The 21,592-nt window shown below is 39.9% G+C and carries 14 protein-coding genes; 5 read left to right on the forward strand and 9 right to left on the reverse strand.

The window, feature by feature from the left end:
* A complete protein-coding gene (locus tag H6G41_RS18235) occupies nucleotides 1–1,071 on the reverse strand; it encodes a DUF3616 domain-containing protein (RefSeq protein WP_190747602.1) in 1,071 nt (356 codons plus the stop codon).
* Nucleotides 1,072–1,366: 295 nt separating this feature from the next.
* On the opposite strand from H6G41_RS18235, the gene H6G41_RS18240 reads away from it, so the two are divergent.
* Nucleotides 1,367–2,383: a CHAD domain-containing protein gene (locus H6G41_RS18240; RefSeq protein ID WP_190747603.1), complete on the forward strand. Its 1,017-nt coding sequence runs from the start codon at nucleotides 1,367–1,369 to the stop codon at nucleotides 2,381–2,383.
* On the opposite strand, the gene H6G41_RS18245 is transcribed toward H6G41_RS18240, so the two are convergent.
* The 3 genes from H6G41_RS18245 to H6G41_RS18255 form a co-directional block, all read right to left on the reverse strand.
* Complete coding sequence (locus H6G41_RS18245; RefSeq protein WP_190747604.1) at nucleotides 2,361–3,002, reverse strand: hypothetical protein; 642 nt, start codon at nucleotides 3,000–3,002, stop codon at nucleotides 2,361–2,363. The two genes, H6G41_RS18240 and H6G41_RS18245, sit on opposite strands and share 23 nt — an antisense overlap.
* Before the next feature lie 79 nt (nucleotides 3,003–3,081).
* On the reverse strand, nucleotides 3,082–3,366 hold the full coding sequence (locus H6G41_RS18250) for a hypothetical protein (RefSeq protein WP_242037967.1): 285 nt from the start codon (nucleotides 3,364–3,366) through the stop codon (nucleotides 3,082–3,084).
* A gap of 67 nt (nucleotides 3,367–3,433) precedes the next feature.
* The gene (locus H6G41_RS18255) at nucleotides 3,434–4,711 is read right to left on the reverse strand and encodes a DNA cytosine methyltransferase (RefSeq protein WP_190747606.1); all 1,278 of its coding nucleotides are present in this window, start codon (nucleotides 4,709–4,711) and stop codon (nucleotides 3,434–3,436) included.
* Between the two features lie 291 nt (nucleotides 4,712–5,002).
* On the opposite strand from H6G41_RS18255, the gene H6G41_RS18260 reads away from it, so the two are divergent.
* The gene (locus tag H6G41_RS18260) at nucleotides 5,003–6,073 is read left to right on the forward strand and encodes a D-alanine--D-alanine ligase family protein (RefSeq protein ID WP_190747607.1); all 1,071 of its coding nucleotides are present in this window, start codon (nucleotides 5,003–5,005) and stop codon (nucleotides 6,071–6,073) included.
* A 190-nt stretch (nucleotides 6,074–6,263) separates the two neighbouring features.
* Nucleotides 6,264–6,923 carry a hypothetical protein gene (locus H6G41_RS18265; protein WP_190747608.1) on the forward strand — a complete coding sequence of 220 codons (660 nt, stop codon included), beginning with the start codon at nucleotides 6,264–6,266 and terminating at the stop codon, nucleotides 6,921–6,923.
* Between the two features lie 341 nt (nucleotides 6,924–7,264).
* Here H6G41_RS18265 and H6G41_RS18270 read toward each other — a convergent pair whose 3' ends face one another.
* From H6G41_RS18270 to H6G41_RS18285, 4 genes are all read right to left on the reverse strand, one after another.
* A complete protein-coding gene (locus tag H6G41_RS18270) occupies nucleotides 7,265–7,996 on the reverse strand; it encodes a peptidylprolyl isomerase (RefSeq protein ID WP_190747660.1) in 732 nt (243 codons plus the stop codon).
* Between the two features lie 514 nt (nucleotides 7,997–8,510).
* A complete protein-coding gene (locus tag H6G41_RS18275; protein WP_190747609.1) occupies nucleotides 8,511–8,930 on the reverse strand; it encodes a HetP family heterocyst commitment protein in 420 nt (139 codons plus the stop codon).
* Between the two features lie 36 nt (nucleotides 8,931–8,966).
* Nucleotides 8,967–10,553, reverse strand: coding sequence for an HlyD family efflux transporter periplasmic adaptor subunit (locus H6G41_RS18280; protein WP_242037968.1), 1,587 nt, complete (start codon nucleotides 10,551–10,553; stop codon nucleotides 8,967–8,969).
* Nucleotides 10,554–11,412: 859 nt separating this feature from the next.
* The gene (locus tag H6G41_RS18285) at nucleotides 11,413–14,667 is read right to left on the reverse strand and encodes a peptidase domain-containing ABC transporter (protein ID WP_190747610.1); all 3,255 of its coding nucleotides are present in this window, start codon (nucleotides 14,665–14,667) and stop codon (nucleotides 11,413–11,415) included.
* 1,309 nt (nucleotides 14,668–15,976) lie between these two features.
* Between H6G41_RS18285 and H6G41_RS18290 the strand changes: the two genes are divergently transcribed.
* A complete protein-coding gene (locus H6G41_RS18290) occupies nucleotides 15,977–18,388 on the forward strand; it encodes a sucrose synthase (protein ID WP_190747611.1) in 2,412 nt (803 codons plus the stop codon).
* Between the two features lie 81 nt (nucleotides 18,389–18,469).
* The gene (gene pgmB, locus H6G41_RS18295; RefSeq protein WP_190747612.1) at nucleotides 18,470–21,349 is read left to right on the forward strand and encodes a beta-phosphoglucomutase; all 2,880 of its coding nucleotides are present in this window, start codon (nucleotides 18,470–18,472) and stop codon (nucleotides 21,347–21,349) included.
* A gap of 26 nt (nucleotides 21,350–21,375) precedes the next feature.
* Here pgmB and H6G41_RS18300 read toward each other — a convergent pair whose 3' ends face one another.
* Nucleotides 21,376–21,552: a XapX domain-containing protein gene (locus tag H6G41_RS18300; RefSeq protein WP_096641888.1), complete on the reverse strand. Its 177-nt coding sequence runs from the start codon at nucleotides 21,550–21,552 to the stop codon at nucleotides 21,376–21,378.
* Between the last annotated feature and the right edge of the window lie 40 nt (nucleotides 21,553–21,592).

A 21,592-nucleotide genomic window follows, 5' to 3' on the forward strand; every position in this document is an offset into this window, starting at 1 on the left:
TTATTTCCCTAACTCTAAGACATCGGCTATGACTGTGCGATCGTCTATTAACCTATTTTTAGCCGGAGAGTCATACACTACCAATAATGAAGGTTTACCAGCCACATCATTAAATAGAGTCATACCTTCTGCATGATCTTCCCTGTTTCCATAGGGAACATCTTGGACTAACTCCGGGTAACTCAGAGTATTTTCTGCTGAATGGAGACTACCTTGCCAACGATAAACTTGCACTGGGCCGTCTAAATCCATCGTCGGCCCAGCTAAAATTAGGACATCCTCTCCATCTAGGCACAAATCGCGAATTCCTAAACCATTTAACCAGAGAAAGTGCTTTTTATATCCTTTGTTTTGTTCATCAATTGGCTTTAATGTCATCACTCCTAGGTGATAATTTTCTAATTCTATTTCTAGAATTACAGCCCAACCTCGTAATACTGGCCCTCGTAAACCAAGGAAAATGCGGTTTTGATAAATGCTGAGTCCTTCGATATCAAAGCCATTATCTTTTCCGGGAATTGCTGCTTGAATATAAAATCCTAAATGCGGATCGTTTGCTAAGGCTGTCATGAGCAAATTACCCTGGTTAGCTAACTCTAGTTTAGCGGCGTTTAATTGCTCATTTGGGTTATCTGGATGGGAGCAAGATGAGAATAATTCTCCATTTACTAGGGGAATTCTCCCTAAGATATACCGGTTAGCTTCTGATGTAACTGTTGCTAATCTTTCAATATTTTTGACATCAGTATATTTGCTTTTCGGCTTTTTGCGTTTGTAGCTGTGAGAACCAACAAACCATAAGTAGTAATCTGCATAAGCAAGCCCTTCAATATCAATTTCTTCGCTTTCTGGTGCTGGTAAATCAATATATTCTGCTATTCTAAATTGTTGATGGTCAGCAAATTTGTTACTTTCAATTAACGAGAGTCTTTCTAGAGTTGAGCTTTCATCCGAGCCTAACCATAAATGCTGTTGTGGAGTTAGCATGATTGCGGATAGGTCTTTTCTGTGTTTAGCAAAACTCTCAACAAAGGTTAAAAATACTTGCTCTAAAAAGGTATTGTTATACATCTTACAGTATTATTTGCACAATATTTGCATACTAGACTTAGTATCATTTTATTTGTATTGTAATTTACACTAAATCTAGCTGGAGAGATAGAAATAATCTTACCTTTAGTATTATTTCGGTATATGTCATTTATAGCTAAGATCAAATTAGCGATCGCAGATAATAACTGATACTTAGTGCCAATAAAAAATTTAATGAAGATTTGAGTTTAAAAAACATCAAAAGTTATCTATGCAAATCTTTAACGAATGTTATGATGCAGTAATCAGATTGCGTATGGAATTGGTGTAATTTATGGAATTAGCAAAAAATACTCCAGTGCAAACTCTCGGAGACTACGCTTACGAAGGAGTACAAAAACATTATAAGAAAATTCTCAAGTGGGAAAAATCAGTCAAGAAGGATGAAGATCCAGAAGCTTTACATCAAATGCGTGTAGGGATGCGTCGCTTGCGTACTGCTGTCAGTAGATTCGCTATAGTCTTAGATTTACCGAAGCCGGTCAGTGATAAAAATATCGGTAAAATTGCTCGCAAACTTGGTGGTTTAAGAGACTTAGACGTACTCAAAGAGAATTTAGAAAAAGATTATAAACCACGGTTATCACATAAAGAACAGACATATTTGCATACAGCATTTGATGCGATCGCCAAACAACGGGAACATGCATTATCTATAGTCCAGACAACCTTAAAGGATGAATCTTATAAGTCACTCAAACAATCAATGGAAGAGTGGTTAGAAAAACCCACCTATCACGATTTAGCTGATATTAGTATCGGGCAGGTTTTACCAGATTTACTATTACCAGAAGTGAGCCAATTTCTATTACATCCTGGTTGGTTAGCTGGGACTGAATTTGTCGAATCACAGTTAAAAGTTCATCAAAATTGGGAAGCAGAAAAGATAGAACAGCAATTAACCAAAGAAGGTGAAACATTACATGATTTGCGTAAACAAGCTAAACGTGTACGCTACCAAATGGAGTTATTTGCTGATTTATATAGCGAATCTTACGCCGCTTACATTGCAGATGTAAAAAGTATTCAAGACGTTTTAGGCGCGATGCAAGATAGCGTAGTTTTAACTGAGTGGCTGGAGAATGTCTTTAAGTCAGATATGCACAGTCATTTGCATGGGCTGAATAAATTATTAGCAGACAATCGTTATCAATTATGGCAGCAGTGGCAACCATTGCAATCACGGTATTTAAAAATCGAAACTAGACATGGCTTTCATTTAACAGTATTACATCCCAAAGAATCTGGTTTTTCTCATGAAGATGAGACTAGCGCCCAGAAAATTGGATAGGTGCTTCTAGTGACAAAACGTAAACGCTGCTTTGGGGAATCTGGACAATTCTGGTGTTTTCTGCGGAACGCAAACCGGAAACTAAGCCAATAGCGCTTCCTAACATTGCACCTCGATCAAATTGTTCCGGATCGCCATTGCTAATAAAACCTAAAGTACTGCCAGTGATTCTACCCCAAACAGAACCGTTTTCGACTGCTTTGTCATTAGCTCGTTTATGGGTAATAGTAGTACCAGGAATCATTTGACTTGATGCTTTAATCGAGACAATTCGACCATTAATTACTAACGACTGAGCGATAATTTTAGCACCCCCATCAGTTGGTTTCAAAATAATAGTTACCGGAGTATTTTCTGGTGCTACAACATTACCTTGAGCATCTTTAATTGCACTCGCTAAAGGAAGTGTCAAAGGATAATCTTTCTTTTGCCCCACATCAACGGTTACAGGTGTGGGAAATGAGACAATAATGGCTGTATCTTGGGGAATAGTAATTTCTTGACTAATTGCTTGAGGTTGAGGTGGTACGCTAGGAACTTGTTGCGCCATAGCTGGAACTGTAACAGCACCTAATAAAGATAGAGAACAAGCAAGATTTAAGAGAATTTGAGTTTTCACGATCGTTATTCCTTTGATATGAGTAGTGTTGGCTAGGTTTGAACCGCTTCACTCCATCAATAGGTTGGCGATCGCAATTTTATGCAGACTGATTACACACCTGAGTTATTAAGTTTTGTAAATCTTCAATTGCGTTAGATGCGATTGCGCCTCGAAAAATCGCTGTTAAGCTATCCAAATCAGCAATTTGGCTAATTTGTGACATTAATTGTAATCCCTCATTACCAAACTTCATTTCCAGCGTCATTTGAAGATTTGCTAGCGCTTGTTCTCGTTCACCTTGTTGTTCACCTCGTTGTTCCCCACGGATTTCGCCTTCACGCAAAATTTCTTGATACCAGGGTGACTCGCGCAATACTGTCATATCCCACCTCATAGATTCACCCGTACACAAAATTTATCATACTTAATTTTAGATATTGAATTACAAATTATAAATAATATTTAGCAGCTTCCGACATTTTTAAATGTAATAAATTTTCATCGCCTAGTTCTTGAATTACTTCAGGTTTACATGGCAATATATTCAATGCCTTCATAACTTCCAATGCTATGGACTTAGCTAAAAGTGGCGGTACAGAATTACCAACTTGGCGAAATCCATGCCATTTAGTCACATGAAATCTAAACCAATCAGGATAGGAATGTAACCGCGCGGCTTCTCTAACTGTGATACATCTAGGCGTAAAAGGATGAATTGGTCGAGGTGAAGTAAACGAACCTCGATACATATCTGTACCTGCTCTTAATGTATTACAAACACCAGCAGGGTGCAATTTATGAAACCGACTAATTGGTTCTCTCTCGCCTTGAACTGTCGCTGCAAAGCGTTCCCTAGTCCCATCTGAATGCTTTGTGCGAAAGCTAGAAGTGAGAATTCGCGAATCAAATTTACGCGAGTAGGAATAATCATTATCTAAAGTTCTAATACCGCGAAGTATAAGAGCATAATTGCTAGGTTTACCATATTCTGCTTCTACCCAATCTCTTAGCAGCAACTCAGGATATTGCTCAACTTCTGGGATATCGCCAATTGCATCCCAAACTGTCGGACTTATTGGTAATACAGATGATTTTTTCTTTGATGATGTATGAGGTTTAGCTATTTGTGTGAGGTGGTGGGGATATTTTGGTAATACTACATCTTCCCTTGCTCCTAAAAGAAATAATCTTTCTCTCGCCTGTGGTACTCCATAATGAGCAGCGTTAAGAATTTGGTAATTTTCTTCTACTTGATAACCTTTAATTTGAAATTCAGTAATCAAATTTCGCAGGATTTGTTTATGTTCGCCGATGGTAATACCTCGAACATTTTCCATCACAAAAAATTTTGGTTGTAATTCCAAAACTAAGCGATAAAAATGAAATACTAAAGAGTTGCGTGGGTCATCAAAAAGCCGTTTACCAATAATAGAGAACCCTTGACAGGGACTCCCGCAGATTACTACATCAATTTCTCGATCGCCAATTGGCGATCGCTTTCTAATCTCTTCCCCGGTAGTATCCACAACACTTTGGCACAACACCTTGCACCAGGGAAAATTATATTCGTGGATTGCGCAATGAATCGGGTCAATTTCCACCGCCGCTAGTACATCAAAGCCAGCTTGTTCAAAGCCAAGAGTCATCCCACCTGCACCTGCGAACAAGTCAACTGCAATGGGTCGTTGGCTAATGCTGAGTTCTAAATTCTTCTTTCTGAGTCTCATTTGTGATTTAGACTTTGACCGATGGACTCTGATTGAGGCGCGTGAACCAGCGATTACACGGAAATTAATATGTAAAGCAACATATTATATCACATATAACCAAAAAAATTAACAACTTAGAGATGACTGTTGACTGATGACTGTTGTACGGGCGGGTTCACAAATATCCTCACCGATCAACGATTATTCTCAATAAACCCGCCCCTACTGACAACTGACAAATGACAACTGACAACTAACCAATCCGATTGTGATAGGCTAACTGCGAGACAAAGCTATTAGGTACTGAAAATGACTAAACTGCGGGTAGGTTTGCTGTTTGGCGGTCGTTCTGGAGAACATGAAGTTTCAATTAGTTCAGCCAGAGCGATCGCTAAAGCTTTGAGTGCGGAGCAAAATGCTAGCAAGTATGATATTCTGCCATTTTACATCCAAAAAGATGGTTTTTGGCAATCTGGGGAAATTGCTCAACAAGTTTTAGACTCTGGCGCTGTTTATCAAAGTTCTGTAACTTCTCCTAACCTTTGGCAATTTCCTCCCCAAACACAAGAAGTAGATTTATGGTTTCCCATTCTCCACGGGCCGAATGGGGAAGATGGGACAATTCAAGGGTTACTCAGTTTAATGCAAGTTCCTTTTGTGGGTTCTGGGGTGTTAGGTTCAGCAACGGGGATGGATAAAATTGGCATGAAAGTTGCCTTTGCTCAAGCTGGACTAGCGCAAGTAAAATACAAGGCAGTAACGAGAGCGCAAATTTGGTCAAATCCTTGCGTATTCCCCAAATTATGCGATGAAATTGAAGCGGAACTTGGTTATCCCTGTTTTGTCAAACCCGCAAACTTAGGTTCATCAGTGGGAATTGCCAAAGTGCGATCGCGCCAAGAATTAGAAGCGGCGTTAGATAATGCAGCTAGTTACGATCGTCGCATTATTGTCGAAGCTGGAGTTGTCGCCAGAGAAGTAGAATGTGCTGTTTTAGGTAACGATCAACCCCAAGCCTCGGTTATTGGCGAAATTACTTATAATAGCGATTTTTACGATTATGAAACAAAATATACTCAAGGACTGGCAGATTTACTGATACCAGCCGTTATACCGGAAGCGATCGCTAGTCAAATTCAGGACATGGCATTAAAAGCCTTTGCTGCTGTTGATGCTGCTGGGCTGGCAAGAGTAGACTTTTTCTACGTGGAAGCCACAGGAGAGGTGTTGATCAATGAAATCAATACCCTACCAGGATTTACTGCAACTAGTATGTATCCCCAACTTTGGGCATATAGTGGCATACCCTTCGCGGAATTAGTAGATAAATTAATTCAACTAGCTATAGAAAGAGATACGCCAGTCGAAGGAAAGAGTTAAGCATAACCATGCAGTTAACAGACACTCTTTAAATCGGTGAAAAATCAGATTTTCAGAGAAAGTTTAGGGATTTAGTATCTAAAACTGCACACAAAAGTTACTCGATTACAAAATTTGACTACGGATACCTGATACTCGCTTCCTCCAGTATGATCTTGGATCGAGAGGGGTACAAATCTGAAAGTAATCTATGGAAAATAGTCAGAGTGTACAGCATGAGCCAACCCAAACTGGGGTCACTCCAGAGCTGACAAACAGTAAATCGAGAGCATTCAGTAGCTCGCAATTTCTGATACATCTGCTTACACGCCATCCTTGGCTGTTGTTGATTGGGTTATCAGCAGTATTTGTTGCAAGTGCTGTGCTTGCTTTATATAACCTGGGTTCTGTTGGCAATGTCCAACAGCCAGAAGAGGTAGATAAACACAACCCAGATGTTGCAACTGTAGCTGAAGCAGTCAACAATACGCCCTCTGAGAATAATAATCCTACACCTTTGTGGATGGTTGCAGCGATCGCTCTTAGCTGTGCTAGTGGTTGCTTAATAATTTTGCGTGTCCTCAACCGTCCTACAAATGCGCAAAAAGCCCATAAACAAGTTAGACGTTATCCCACACGCACCGTCAAAAGCCAACCACAGAGAGTAAAATCACCACCAGCCAACAATCCCCCGGTTTTTGTCCCATCCTCATCACTCACTCCCCTAGCCTCTATGCAATCTCGGACAAAACCGCTCATGACAGTTCTACCACCAGAACATGGCTATCGTGTGGAAAAAAGCAAAGAGTCTTTGGCAGATTTGATGGATATTCGCAAGCAAAGTTCTTTGTCTGCGATTTTACGCAACTAATCCTATCGTTTGCACTCAAAAATCTGTTCAGTTAACTCTTTTTTAACTCAGGGTATGGATTATCATATCCTGATTTTTGTTGAATTGCTAATTATTCAAAACTCTCCGCTTCAGTCAAAATGGCAAATTGGCAACCCAACTGACAGCTAGTAAAATTAAAATAAAGCAGATAAACGACTTCAAGGGTATGGTTATCAGGGTCTACCAAGCCCTTAAATTACTTTGAAATCACTGTAATGCAAGCTGAATCTTTAAAAGATTAGTCAGCACAATTATTAATTAACTTCTCGCCAGAATTTTAGATATTTGCAATATATATTTTTTGCACAAAGGTTGTCTTCTTAAGCATTTAAAAGATAGTTGAGTTCCGCAGATAGCCATTCTTTAAACATTTTATCCAAAATTTCTTGATGTCTTTCTGGCGTTAACTCAGCAGGAATGAACTCTTCTACCATAAAAATGTAACTTGCTTGGTCTATGATCAGCGGGCCTAACAAATCTCCCGGTCTAGTGCTAAAAATAACTGCTGCGATATCTGGCTTCAGATTCCAGCGATAAAATTTTCCTTCATAACCACAATTAATGCGGCGTTTTTCATCAATGTCATAAATGTGAGCAGCTTCATAAAAGCTGAGTTCGCCTTCTTCAATTTGATAACAGATTTCTTGTGCTAACTGTATATGTGGGACTACTATTTGATAAAGCAAAACTTGATCGTAATCAAGTTGATTTTCGGAAAAATATTTTTCCACATCTTTATTAAATAAACTCTGCGACAATTTTTTAGTTAACAAATTATCGCGAATTCCTGCTTCCCAATCATCGGCAACAATTAGCTGATCTCCTAACCATGCTAAAGTGTCGCTAGCTTTTACTAAACGATTTTCATAACGTAAGCGATCTGCTTCAGCCTGAATTTCTTCTGAAGTCAGTGTTATCTCTCTTTCTTGAGCTGCTTTGTCAATAATTTTTTGATATAAGATATTATTACACAATTCTTTAATTTGCACAGTCTTTTTGAGATATTCAATAATCTCTTCTGGAAAAATAATATGTCCTTTGAAGTCAATCATTTTGGTCTGTGTTGTCATTGTTCTAAATATTTATTAAAAAGTGCAAATTTTACTATTTATTGAGACGCATTAATCTGTAGCAGATCTGCTGCTTCTAATCAAGTAAGTGAGCTAAATAGTCCAGCATTTAGCTCACTCAAAACAAATTAATTGATATTTATAGATTAGAAAATTATTCTGCAAAAAGGTGGTCATTTTGGCGAGATTTTTTTTTATTTTTTAGCATAGACTTATCTTATGTCCGCCGTTAACCAATATCTTAAAAATCCTCATTTGGTAAATAATGGAATCCCAAGCGATACAGTAGATTCTCTTCATTTTAGGTATAAATTATCTTAAGGGCACAACATTGTTGTGCCCTATCGGTGTAATTCTTTGAGAAACACTCTAAATCAGCCCTATGCTGTTTAATCAATCACACAACTAAAGCTGGAAAATCTCTTTTTCCTGTCAAGATTCAAGGCTATTTTCAGATTAATAGAGTCAAGAGTTTTGGGTTATCTTAAATAATTTTTTAGAATGGGGGAAACATTTTGTGATGAAATGGTTCGGGAAAAACTAACACCTTATTACCGCCCTTAAGACTAGTCTGTTTTTTATCGGATGTTTCTAGATAATCTAGGTCATTAATTTTATTTAAAACCTGAGAACCACCTCTTTGAGTTGAGTTATTCATGGAAGATGGCAGGTTAGCTGATAGGTTTCTATTAGTATTAGGTACAATTGTACTTTGAGGTTGACTATTTTCCTTAATTAAACGGCTGTAAGTTCTTTGGGGAATAAAGTGCAATGGATTGTACCCAACGAAACGCAGCAGTAGCACGCAAGCCCAAGAATATCTGCCCTCAGTAATTGCCTCTATTACTTGATTCAATTGTTCGGGACTAATAGCTTTATGATAGTTCTTTTGAGGAGAAGACATTTGATAGCTCATAATATTAACCCTTATTAAACTGGACTAACTGGAGGTTTATAAATTAATGCCGCCTTTTTGTAATTGCTTAATTGGTTCGAGTATCATATCTGCAATGCTGCGGCGACGGATAATAATCTCAGCACTAGCTGTCTGACCTGCTTTAAATTTGACAGTTTGATGATTTTTCTTCACATAATTTCGGTCTAGAGCTATGCTAACTCGGTAGACTGTTCCTAGCTTCTCATCTGGCTTACTATCAGGGGAAATAGAGATAACTTTGCCTGTAATTACACCAAAATCCTGATAGGGATAAGCATCAAATTTGACTTTTGCTTGGTTTCCTAGTTGGATAAAGCCTGCTTCTTGAGTAGGTATTACAGTTTCCAGAATCAGCGGTGCATTTTCAGGAGCCAATTCCGCTATTGTTTGGCCTGGTTGAACCACTTCCCCACTGTTTTTGACATTGAGAGACAGAACCATACCATCGACGGGTGCAGCTAAAGAAAGCTGTCTTAATTGGGCTTTTGACTGCTGTAAAAGTTTTTCAGTCTGCTGCATTTTGGCAAACAACTGAGTTTTTTCTACTTGCAGTTTTTGAATTGTTTGCTGAGCCTGTATTTGGACTGTGTTACCTTCAGCATGTTTTTGAGCCAGTTGTTCTTGTAGTTGCTGGGCTTCTGCAAGCACTTGGCGTAAGTCTGCTTGTAGTCGTTGGGATTCTGTAATAGCTTGTTGGCTTTCTCCTAATTGTTGGGTAATACTCCGTTGGCGATCGCCTAAATTTTGCTGTGCTTGAAATATTTGGTCTTTGGAGATTGCACCTTGCTCTGCTAAAGATTTTAATCTTTCTAATCTTTCCTGTTCGGCACTAGCGGCAACATCCAGTTGAGCTACAAGTGATTTGCTGAGATCAGCTTTTTGTTGACCTTGAGCGATCGCTACTTTTTGACTCTCAATTTTGGCTTTGGCTTGATTAATTACTGCTTCTTGAGCCTTGATTTCCGCATTAGTAATCGCTACACGGGTTTTTGCTTCTAAGTGGGTTTTTTCAATTAAAGCTTGGGTTTGAGTTAGTTGAGTTTTATAAGATGCACTCTCTTGTGCTAACCGCTCAACTTCATTTAAAGCAATTTCTCTGTCGAGTTGTGCTAGTACTTGTCCGGCTGTTACCGTCTCACCTTCTTTAACGTTAATCCGTGCTAACTTACCGGGGACAACTGCATGAATTTTATATGGCTCTCCTTGGGGTACTAATCTTCCTGAAGCTTTACCCACTTCATCAATCTGTCCCACTGTCGCCCAAGCTACAACAGACATACCAAAGATGATTCCACCCAAAACTATGTGATAGGGAAGAGAGGAAGGTGGATCGTCTAAAACCGTTTGTAAAGAGCCAGACCAATCGACTGATTCAGCGGGAAATGTCTTAGGCGTTGCTGGCGCAAAATCTTCTGGTAAATTATGACGCTGCTTGGTCATTACCTGTTCAGAAGCAGCTGTACCTCCGTAAAGGTAAGCTGTTTCGGATGATAAATCTAGCAGCATGTCATCTTCATCAATAGCCATTAATGGCTCAGATTTTCTGGCGATCGCTGATGAATTTACATGTTGATCAACTAGAGATTGTAAAGGTTGTTTCATGGAAGCTCTCTATAATTGAAACTTCGCTTTTTTTAGCTAATTTTATGGGTAAATAGCTTTACTGAAGAGTCAGTTTTTTTCTTACAAATATTAACAGTTGAATGAAGTTTATCTCTACTGTTTATTTGTAAAACTTATCTTCTCGGTTCATATCTAGTTCACCACGGCATACCAAGTTCGGGATATCCATTTTTATCTACTATTTTTTAGTTAAAGTTTATGTGATATTCAACTTTAACTGAGCAACTATTTAGTAATTACTACTCTCTCTATCCATACATAATGATTCGTAGAAACTCTATGACTCATTATGTACGTATATACTTATATGATACTCTCTCTTGGGAATGACGTTAGCCAAATTGGCTAATTTTTTTCTAAAAAATGTAGTCTGGCTAACAAAAAAGCATTAATTTTCTGAAAATACTTAGTTTCTGCTTGATTTATCCAACTTTTATCTTAAATATTCCTGTTTATAGCAAAAATCTGGTGATTTCTTCGTTTAAGAAAAAATTCCAAATGTAGTATTATTTGCCAACTTAAACTAAATTGGAACAATTATTGAATTATATTATTTTGAATGATTAATATTTTCTCCTGTTTGGCAAAATTTTTAATTTTATCTTAATTAAATCTTCTACTCAGGACAATATAATTGCACAATTAATCAAAATTTATCTGCTCAATATAATGTGGCTGGATTGTCAATACATGATTAATATAAATTATTTGTCAGCCGAAGATGAATATAATTGAATTGACTTTTGTGGCTCTCTACCTCATGCCAAGTTATCATCATGATTTTTTCTGCTATTAATCAGTTTTTAGGAAAACAGCAAATTGATATAAAAAATTAATTTTAAACATCAATTTGCTGTTGCGCGAGATGATAGTAAAGACCTTTGAGAGCGATGAGTGTCTCGTGAGAACCTTGCTCAACGATCACGCCGCGATCTAGTACGAGAATATTGTCTGCATTTCTGACTGTGGAGAGACGATGGGCAATGATAAAGGTAGTGCGATCGCGGCTGATGTGTTGTAAATTTCTTTGAAAGCGGCGTTCGGATTCTGTATCCAGAGAACTTGTGGCTTCATCTAAAATCAGAATCCGGGGATTGGGTAATAATGCGCGGGCGATCGCAATCCTCTGTCTTTGTCCCCCAGAAAGATTAGAACCCCTCTCTCCGACTTTGGTGCTGTATCCTAGGGGCAAACTTTGGATAAAAGCATGAGCTTCTGCCAGTTTACTAACTTCCACAACCTCTTCTAAGCCATATTGCTCCCGATATAAAGCAATATTCTCTAAAATCGTTCCCGAAAATAAAAAGCATTCTTGGGGAACTACTCCCAGTTGACGGCGTAAAGATTGGGGTGAAACATGGCGAATATCATGTCCATCAATCACAATTCTCCCCGTAGTCGGATGGTATAAAGCCTGCAATAAACTGACTAAAGTACTCTTACCAGAACCACTACGACCGACAATGGCAATTGTTTGACCGGGATGGGCTTCAAAGGAAATATTTTGCAGAATGTTGCGCTCATCATCGGCATTATAACGAAAAGTTACATTTTCAAACTGCACTTCACCTCGAAGTTTGGGCAATACCATCATGGCTTTTTCCGCAGTTTCTTCTGGTTGGGTGTTAAAAATATCATCCAACCGTTCTACAGAAACCATAACTTCCTGCAATTCATCCCACAAACCCACCAAGGACATCACCGGGCCGATGACGTTACCAATCAACATATTAAAAGCTACTAATTGACCAATAGTCAGTTGCTCTTGAATTACTAATGTTGCGGAATACCAAAGTAATGCGGTACTACCTATGGTATTAATTAATTCACTAATAACGTCTAAGCCAATGCCCAATTTGTAACCGCGAAATTGGGCATTGATCGTACTGGTTAAATGGTCTTCCCATCGCCAGCGCAACTCATGCTCTGCGGCGGCGGCTTTGACGGTGGCTACACCTGTGAGCATTTCTACTAGAGAGGAACTTTGTTTGGCGGCTTCGTTAAAAATTTCTCGCGACACCTGGCGCAAAATCGGACTAGCAAAAACGGTCAACAAGATTAAGGGCACTAGCATTGACAGCACTAATAAGGTTAAATGCCAGTTGTAATATGCCATCAGTCCCACATATACAACTGCTGTTAACACATCTAACCAAGCACCAATTGCTTGACGGGTCAGGAAAGATTGGATTTTCTGGTTTTCTTGAACGCGGGTGAGGATATCGCCTACATGACGGGAAGCAAAGAACTGCAAGGGTAAGTTTAAAGCATGGCGGATAAATCCACTGACGAGGGTCAAGTCTACTCGATTGGAAAAATTCACTAGCATGTATTGGCGAATACTCCCCAAAGCAATGCGCCAAATACTAAACACCAGCAAACCAATAGCCATGACTTGCAAGGTGTTTAAACTTTTGTGGACTACTACCTGATCGAGAATAATCTGCGTAAACAGGGGAGTAATCAGACCAAATACTTGCAACAGGATAGAGGAGAGGATGATGGGTATGAGCATTCCGCGATAAGGCAAAAATGCCCCCCAAAATCTTCCTAAAGAGGGTTTCGCATTAGGTATGTTTTGCAGTGCAGGTGTGGGAGTTAATAACAAGGCGTATCCCGTCCAACCTGCTTGAAATTCCTTGACATTCAGCTTGCGCCGTCCCACTCCGGGGTCGGAAACTATCACCTGATTCTTTTTGACTTTATAGACCACTACATAGTGATCGCTTTGCCAATGTGCAATCCAAGGATGTTGCTGATCCACTAGACGGTTAAAACTGGCTCGTACCGGTCTTGCTTGATATCCTAAGGTTTCTGCGGCTGCGGCTAAACTTTTCAGGGAGGCTCCAGCACGTCCGACATTGGCTAAGTTCCGCAGCATATTAATGCTAAATTTTTTCCCCCAATATTGGGAAATCATGGCTAAGCAAGCTGCACCACAATCAGAGGTACTTTGCTGTTGAATAAAAGGGTAGCGTTTGCCAAACCAAGGACGGCGATACTTATTAGGATGGGGAAAGGCGATTGATTGGGAGTTGGGTAGGAGGGTAGGAGGCTGCTGCTTTTGGTTTGATGCTGTTGATGTCGGTTGTTCAAACAATACTGTTGGTGCGACAGTCCGGCGAGTGCGGTTGTGAGAGTTTCTATTGGTAGTGGCGATCGCTCCTTGGGGATCTAAATCTGCAAGGGTGGGAATAATTGTTATGGCTGCTTCCCAATGTTCTAGGGGTAGCTTGTAAGCTACTAAATCTGTTTGTGCAATCCAATCTGCGGGGATTTCTTGGGGATATCCCCAACTATCACCTATTTCCAGCGGTGGTTGTGAAGGGTTGTTTTGGCTTTGAATCTCTCCACTCCGTAAAAAGAAGCGTCCGCTATTGGCTGGGGTTGCTTGTATGAGTACAGAGCCTGCGGGTATTTTGATTTCTTTGAGGTAGGGTAAGAATTCTTTGAGAGTATGGCTTGAAAGTAATGTCTGACGCCCAACTGCTTTTTTGACTGCTGTTTCTTGAGAGATTGTCGATTGTTGTTTGCGCAGATCCTCTTTAATCTTGGAACCTGCTTTTTGTTGATGTAAATCAACTGTAGTTTTAAAGAACAGCAACATTTGCCTGGTAGCTGTGGTGTGCTGTAAGTAATCTGGGAGTTTGGGTATTTGGGCGCACCAGGTTTGCAACTTGGCTGTGGGTATAAAAGCAACAATACCTGTACTAGCCGCGATCGCTCGATAACCTAAAGTGCGATCGCTAAACAACTCATCTGTACCAAAGCTATCTCCTGCTTCCAGTAATGCAGATGGTACTTCCCTTTGTGCTGCTACATCAAACCCCACTAAGCGCACTCGACCTGCACACACTATGTAAAAACCTTGGTTATTTTGTTCAATCTGAACAGATTTTTCTAGGTTTGTGAATGTACTATAGTTAACAATTTCCTCCCCTAAGGAGAAAGCATTCAGTTGAAATGCTTGGCTAAAATTTAATACTAAATTTTTATTTTCCGAGAGTATATTTAGCAAAATCTCGTCTAAAATCTGACGACTGTTACTTTGCTCTCCACTAATCCCTGTTTCCACTTCTAATATCTTTTTCATACATTACTCAGACTTAATAAATTTTTAAAATTGTGTATGATTTAATTTTTATTAAATTTTTTCAATCCAATTCTCCGGAATTATTAGCAAGTAGTGTCATCATTTTCTGAACTAACGATTACTCATATCGCCTAAATTGCGCTTATAATTCCTCAGAATCTATATTTAATTGTGATAACTAACTGCTCACAAAAAGATCCAGAAATGTATGACTACTCACTATTACAGTACTGTCAACACCAATCCTGGTTTTTGCGACATTACTAAATGCTTTGTAAGAAAACGCAAAACTAGGGAACAATACCTCTATCTGTCTCGGTTATAGATCAAATTCTTTTTTTACATTACAGCAACTAGATTTACTTGGTAAAATTACCGCTACTTCCGCGACTTTTACTTAATAAACCTAGATACCTTTCTAGTTCATACAGATTCAGTTCTATGTAAGATAGATAATTCTCAATGCCTAACTCCAAATACTGAATAGTATTAATAGTTCAGGATCTGCAATGCTAAACTCAGAATTTACCTGTATAGCCTAGCTATCCGCCTTAAAATAGTAATTAAGACAGACTCCACCTCATTAATATAGGGACTTTGTAGTTACAGACAATATATTTAAAAGATTGTATCGGATACATAAGATGCCACCTGGGAAAAATTAGCTAGCCAAGCCGAAGGGTTGAAAATTGTTTGCTGCTGCCTAGGCTTCTACGTACACACACAAGAATACTAAGCATTTACCAATTGCTTTGTCAAGAAAGGACAACTTGAAAAAACCCAATTCTATCGGATTTACCTAATTCTTCACCATATCCTTAAAATAGGTGGCTTTTTATAAAATTATGGTAAAAATACAACAACAATAAATTCAGTAAATGTGATTACGTGGTAATTTTTACTACTTATAACAAATCAGGAGAAATACGACAAAATTACATTCTTAGTTAAATTAAGCTCTGATTAAATTAAGGTTAACCAATGGTGAATATTGACGTGATAATCAGTATTAGCTAGAATCTAATAGGTTTTGAGCAAAATTTACAATTTCTTTCATATTTTTATCTATCTGCATCTTTTTATTTATATGTCTGCAATGTCTAACCTGAGGACGAGGGCATATCAATATTTGTATGTTAAGGGATGACATAGTCGTCCTTATCTCATCCTCTAGCTAGACGTGAAGGGCTTGACTTCTTTTTTAAAATGCAAGGGGAAATGTACCTCTAAACACCAGCGATCTAAAACCATATTTTTTGAGCAGAGAACTCATGAGGTCGTGACCTACTTACATTTCTAGGACTTAGTCATGTATGAACTAGTTCAAGCTGCTTTAAACAGTGATGATAAAATTGCTCTTTACCAGTTAATTTTGGCAATTAAATCTACTGGTAAGCGTTATTTTTTGAGAAACGAGATTTTACAAGCTTTTGCTGATTATTGCCAGCAATCTCACCGACCTAGCTATTTTTATCATGCTTCTGCTATCGGCAAACTCATTCACTACTGTCATGAAATTATTTTAGAAGGTGACAGTACTTGGTTTGTGGCACGTCCCCGGATTGCAAGTCAAGAAGTTTGGCGATTAACAGGCGAAGGTAGTGATTTTGAGCAGATGACACCTCAAGCATTACTAGATGTGAGAGACCGTTTAGTTAATCGCTACCAACCTCACATTTTAGATATAGACCTCCATCCTTTTTATGCTAATTCTCCAACAATTAGCGATCCGAGGAATATTGGTCAAGGTCTAAGCTTTCTCAACCGTTATCTATGCAGTCAGGTATTAACAAATCCGCAATACTGCTTAGAGGTATTATTTCAAGTTCTGCATCGATTAAATTATGATGGCATTGGCTTGCTGATTAACGATCGCATTAAATCCGGTGACCAATTAGCCGAAAAAATGCAGCAAGTCCGCAAATTCTTGACTCAGATACATCCTGACACCCCATACGCCAAATTTCGCTTTGAATTAGAAAAACTCGGCTTTGAACCAGGTTGGGGAAATACAGCCTCGCGGATGAGTGAAACCTTAGAACTTCTCCAACACCTGATTGAAAATCCCCAACCAGGAATTTTAGAAGCATTTGTGGCGCGGGTTCCTGCTGTCTTCCGAGTGGTGCTGATTTCCATACATGGTTGGGTAGGACAGGAAGGAGTTCTCGGTAAAGATGAAACCTTAGGCCAAGTTGTCTATGTTCTAGAACAGGCGCGTAGCTTAGAAAATACCCTGCGTCAAGAAATTGAACTAGCTGGTCTTAACCTTTTAGGTATTCAACCTCATGTAATTATTCTTACCAGACTCATTCCTAACTGTGAAGGTACATTCTGCAACCTGCGACGGGAAAAAATTGCTGGGACAGAGAATGGCTGGATATTGCGTGTACCTTTTGGAGAATTCAATCCGGAAATTACCGATAATTGGATTTCTAAATATGAAATTTGGCCTTATTTAGAAACATTTGCCCAAGATGCAGAAAAAGAACTGTTAGCAGAATTTCACGGTAAACCCCATCTCGTTATTGGGAATTATAGTGATGGTAATTTAGTCGCTTTTCTCCTAGCTCAACGGCTGAAAGTCACCCATTGCCATATTGCCCATGTTTTAGAAAAGCCAAAACATTTATTTAGTAATCTTTATTGGCAAGATTTAGAGGAAAAATATCATTTTTCAGCGCAATTCAGTGCCGATTTAATTAATATGAATGCAGCCGATTTTATCGTGACTTCATCTTACCAAGAAATTGTCGGCACGCCGGAAACTATTGGACAGTATGAATCCTACAAATGTTTTACCATGCCTGAGTTGTATCATGTCATTGATGGCATTGATTTATTTAATCATAAATTTAATGTGGTAGCACCGGGAGTTAGCGAGGATATATTTTTCCCCTTCAGCCAATTTCAAGAACGAGATCCCAAACTGCAAGCACAAATAAATGACCTACTTTTTCATCGCGAAGATGGGCAGATTTTAGGTTCTTTAAAGCACCCAGATAAACGACCTATTTTAACTGTAGCTCCCATAATTTCGGTTAAAAATCTGACCGGTTTAGCTGAGTGCTTTGGTAAAAGTCAAGCTTTACAAGAAAATTGCAACTTATTTATATTAACTGGTAAGCTGCATACATCAGAAGCAGCCAACCCAGAAGAAGCCGCAGAAATCCAAAAGCTGCACGATATTATCAATCAATACCAACTCCACGGTCATATTCGCTGGTTGGGGATGCGTCTTCCGAGTCAGGATATCGGGGAAGTCTATCGTGTAGTAGCGGATAAAAAGGGTCTTTATGTCCATTTTGCTCGCTTTGAAGCTTTTGGCAGAAGTATTCTCGAAGCCATGATTTCTGGCTTACCAACTTTCGCCACTCAGTTTGGCGGTGCTTTAGAAATTATCGAAGAGCAAGAACATAGATTTGGGCTGAATCCGACAGATTTAGAAGGCTCTGCCACCAGGATATGGGATTTCTGTACCCAATGCGATGCTCATCCCGAATATTGGCAAGAAGTTTCCGATTGGATGATCCAACGAGTTCGCAATAAGTATAACTGGAAGTTACATAGTAATCAGTTGCTGTTGCTAGCTAAAATTTATAGCTTCTGGAATTTTGTCGCCCCAGAAAATACTGAAGCCAGGTTGCGCTATATGCAAACACTATTTCATCTAATTTATAAACCCAGAGCCGATAGCATTTTGGCGAAGCACATGCATCGTTAGGGTATGGGGCACTTCGACTTCGCTCAATGCCCCATGCCCAATGCCCCATGCCCCATGCCCAATGCCCCATGACAACTGACAATGGACACTAAAGGTAATTACCGCGATTTTATTTATCAAGACTGGATTTTAACGGAAACCCAGTTTCACCCCGAGCAATTGCAGTCTAGAGAAACGATTTTCACCATTGGCAACGGTTATTTAGGAACCAGAGGTAGCTTTGAAGAAGGGTATATGCGTGCATTACCCGCTACTTTCATCCACGGTGTTTATGACGAGGTTCCTGTTGTTTATACAGAGTTGGTCAATTGTCCTGATTGGTTACCATTGGTGGTGACGATTAATGGCGATCGCTTTCGTCTCGATCAAGGTGAGATATTAAAATATAGCCGCCAACTCGATGTCCGCCAAGGTCTTTTAACTCGTTCTGTGCGTTGGCGCAGTCCTAAGGGTAGTACAATAGACCTGCATTTTGAGCGCTTCGCCAGCATTGCCGATCAGCATGTGTTAGGGCAACGCTGTCAAGTCACACCTCTAGATTTTTCTGGTGTGATTGAAATTCAAGCTAGCATCAACGGTTATCCGGAAAATCCCGGTTTTAATCACTGGGAATGTCTCGAACAAGACAAAACAGATGAGGGTATCTGGTTACATCGTCGCACGCGCAACTCCCGAATTGATATTGGTTTGGCTGCTAAGTTGACTATTTTTGGGGCAGAAGCATCATTACAAGTTTACAGTGCGCCTGGTTATCCCACCTTAAGCGCTACCTTCCTGGCGACAGCTAATCAAACAGTCACAGCCGAAAAGGTAGTGACGATTTTTACCTCCCGTGAAGTGTCAGCAGCAGAACAAGCCGCAAGGGAAAAATTAGTAGTTTTACCGAACTATGAAACACTTCTTTTAGAGCAGCAACAAGCTTGGGCAAAAATTTGGCAAAAAAGTGATATCATAATCGAAGGGGATGTTATAGCAGCTTTTGCAGTTCGCTACAATTTATTTCAACTTTTAATTGCTGCTCCCAAAGATGACGATCGAGTCAGTATCCCTGCCAAAACCCTGTCTGGTTTCGGCTATCACGGGCATATTTTTTGGGATACAGAAATATTTATTCTGCCATTTTTCATCTATACCCAACCTGAATTAGCGAGAAATCTCCTAAGTTACCGTTACCACACCTTAAATGGAGCGCGACGCAAGGCGGCTCATGATGGGTATAAAGGCGCGATGTATGCTTGGGAAAGTGCCGATAGTGGGGATGAGGTGACACCTAGATGGGCGCTACCGAACGATCCCTATGGGGAAGATGTGCGGATTTGGTGTCGCGATCGCGAAATTCATATTAGTGCAGATATCGCTTATGCCGTCTGGTTCTACTGGCAAGCCACTGGGGATGATGAGTGGATGCGCGACTGTGGGGCGGAGATTGTCTTAGATACGGCGATATTCTGGGGTAGTCGGGTGGAATTTAACCCCAAATACGAACGTTATGAGATTCGCGGCGTGATTGGTGCAGACGAATATCACGAGTTTGTCCATAACAATACTTTCACCAACCGCATGGTGCAATGGCATTTGGAACGAGCCATCAAAGTTTATAATTGGCTCAAGGCTACCTTCCCGGAAAAAGCAAAGGAACTAGAAGAGAAATTGCATCTGGGTACAAAACAGCGATCGCGCTGGCAAGATATCATTGCTAATATTTGGCTGCTGCAAGATTACACCACAGGAATGATTGAGCAGTACGAGGGGTTTTTCCAGTTAGAAGATATCGATTTAAATGAATATGAACCGCGTACACGTTCCATGCAAGCAATCTTAGGGATAGAGGGAGCAAATAAGCGCCAAGTCCTCAAGCAACCAGATGTGTTAATGCTGCTATATCTGATGCGCCAATCAGGAGAACCGCCCTACGATGCAAAAACTTTACAGGTAAATTGGGATTACTACGCACCCCGTACAGATATCACCTACGGTTCCTCCCTCGGCCCGGCGATTCACGCTATCCTAGCCTCAGACTTGGGGAAATCCGCAGATGCTTACGAACGCTTCATGCAAGCGGCGATGGTAGATTTAGAAGATGTCCGGGGTAATAATAACGATGGCATACATGGGGCGAGTGCTGGGGGAATCTGGCAAACGGTGATTTTTGGTTTTGGTGGTATCCAAATGACCGAAAATGTCCCTGTGGCTCATCCCCAATTACCCCCAAATTGGACGCGCTTGAAATTTCAACTGCATTGGCGGGGAAAATGGCATGAATTTGATTTGCGATCGCCTGCAACTCCATCTGCTGATATTCGCGGCGTGATTTTTGATTTAGATGGGGTATTAACAGATACAGCAGAATATCACTATCGAGCTTGGCAAAGACTAGCAGATGAAGAGGGAATACCATTTAATCGAGAAGATAACGAGGCATTGCGGGGAGTATCGCGACGGGAATCACTGATATTGATTGTCAAAAATAGACCATATACAGAAGCGGAACTTCAAGAAATGATGGAGCGGAAGAATAATTATTATGTAGAATCAATTCAAAATATTACACCAAAGGATTTATTACCAGGTGCGATCGCACTTTTAGATGAATTACGGCAAGCGGGAATCAAAATTGCGATCGGTTCAGCTAGCAAAAATGCCCACACAGTAGTGGAGAAATTAGGGATTGCTGATAAAGTAGATGCGATCGCTGATGGTTATAGCGTTCAGCAACCCAAACCCGCACCAGACTTATTTTTATTCGCCGCCCAAGAGTTAGGATTACCAGCAAACCAATGTATAGTCGTAGAAGATGCCGCTGCGGGGATTGAAGCTGGTTTAGCAGCGCAAATGTGCACAGTAGGACTCGGCCCAGTTGAACGTGTAGGTGCAGCTAATGTAGTTTTGCCTAGTTTAGCCGGGATTACATGGGCAAATTTAAAAGCGAAATTGATGAGTGCAAACACAAGCAAACATTAGCCATGTGAATCGGCACTTTTTCATCATCACTTAAATATCAATTTCACTATCAATTCGTAAGCATATCCGCCTAATAATACACCTGCTGCCCCAATTAATCCTAGTAATGGAGGAACTGGAGCAGGTAACTTAATCCAACCAAATACCACACCGATAATAAACCCTCCCAGCAGCGACATCCCAGCCTGTCTTAAGAAGTCCATTAGTTAGTCCTTGTGAATTTTATGATGACTTCGGGCAGTA

The organism is Tolypothrix sp. FACHB-123, assembly GCF_014697075.1.
In the GTDB taxonomy this organism is placed as follows: Bacteria; Cyanobacteriota; Cyanobacteriia; order Cyanobacteriales; family Nostocaceae; genus Aulosira.